General features: G+C 43.0%; 2 protein-coding genes. Both read left to right on the top strand.

All coding sequences use genetic code 11. The annotated features are described in order from the left end of the window. Positions 1-168 precede the first annotated feature (168 nt). Positions 169-438: a hypothetical protein gene (locus CIK94_RS11305; RefSeq protein ID WP_094423081.1), complete on the top strand. Its 270-nt coding sequence runs from the start codon at positions 169-171 to the stop codon at positions 436-438. Between the two features lie 53 nt (positions 439-491). Continuing rightward, positions 492-1,652, top strand: a complete 1,161-nt coding sequence (locus tag CIK94_RS11300) for a hypothetical protein (protein WP_094423082.1) — start codon at positions 492-494, stop codon at positions 1,650-1,652. Positions 1,653-1,681 lie beyond the last annotated feature (29 nt).

Genomic DNA, 1,681 nt, shown 5'->3' with positions numbered 1-1,681 from the left:
AAGCACCTCCAGTTTGTCGTACTAAAAACGCACTGGATTAGCCCTGTTTGAAATGTTAATTTAAAGCTCTGATATTTAACGTTTTAGTAATAGAATTAGTTCTTTGAAAATTTGTGTATCTCATTGATTTTTAGTATCTTTGTAGATAATTACAATCATCTAAAAACAATGAAAAAGTCAGAATCAACATCTCGTAAAGAGACTCCAGAAGAGGAGCTGAAACGTCTTCGTGAAGAGATTAAGTCCCTGAAGTCAGAACTCAAGAAGTCTGGTAAGCAACATGAGCAAACCAAAGGTAAACTCAAGAAAGCCAAGGATGATCTTAAACAGACCAAGGCTGAACTCAAAAAAAAAGACGTCACGACGGCAACCTTGAGCAAAGAGCAGAAGAAATTACTTTCGACGCTGTTCCCGGACATCGATATTCGCTTCTGGTAATCAAGCTCTGCCTACTGATATACACTCGCACAAGCTGTGGTCTTCGCACCGTGGTGAAGATTTTGGAGATCTTCGGCGAGGTATTTGAAGGCAAGTGCGGAAAGGTTCCATGCTACAACACAGTCGAGAACTGGATGAAGAAGCTGGGGCTGTCCGTTTACGAGAACGACCGTACTCCATGCAGAGGAGGTAAGTATGCAGTCGTAGTGGATGAAAGCATATTCATCAACAGCGAAAAACTGCTTCTTCTGCTTGGCATTCCTGCCCGTCATAAAGGTGAGCCTGTGAAGCATGAGGATGTGACGGTTATCGGCATGAAGGTTAGCAAGGCCTTCAATGGTGATGACATCAAACAGGAGATAGAGGAGGCGGCCACGAAAGCAGGCCGCAACCCCGAGTATATCATCAATGATCAGGCGCACAACCTTACGAATGGAGTCGCCAAATCTGGTATTGCTCAGCACATTGACATCAGCCATGCCATGGGCACAATCTTGAAGAAGGCGTATGGCAAACAGGCTGATTTCGTTGCATTTACCAAAATTCTAGGTGAGGTAAGGCTGCAATATCACCTTACAGACAAGGCTTTCCTGCTTCCTCCGAATATGAGGACGATCGCCAGATTCATGAACATGTCGTCATGGGTTGACTGGGGACAGCACATGCTCCATGCATATAGCATTCTACCTAAGGAGAAGCAAGAGGCATACTCCTTCGTTCCAGAGAACAAAGATCTGCTTGATGAACTTGCTGTAGCCGTTGATGCCGTAAGACATGTAGAGGAAATCTGCAAGACCAAAGGCTTCAATATTGCTACATGCAATGAATGCAAACATTTTATCATCAGGAATGTCATTGGCAACGCCAACAACCGCAGAGCCATGCTAGGCATCAGGATGCTTGACTACTTCAAGAAAGAAGAGGCTTTGCTGGTTGATGACGTGCAGAATGACAACATCTCATCTGACATCATTGAGTCCGATTTTGGAATCTTCAAAATGAAAAAATCGCCTAACAAATTGTATGGTATTACTCCATTTGTTCTGTTGATTCCACTATACCCAAAACTCGTGAACAAATCTGTTACTGATACATTTAATTTCAAAGAGCGCTTAGTGAATGTTAAACTTAAGGACATTGATACTTGGGCTGCCAAGAACATGTCCACAAACTGGGTTACAGAACGAACCAAAATATTCAGAAAAGCAATCTGAATTTGGAACCGTTAACTGGACACCCTAAT

The sequence above is a fragment of the Prevotella sp. P4-51 genome, from assembly GCF_002251455.1.
GTDB lineage: Bacteria > Bacteroidota > Bacteroidia > Bacteroidales > Bacteroidaceae > Prevotella.
Note: the sequence above shows the minus strand (reverse complement) of the source record. Positions and strands in the feature narration are given on the sequence as shown.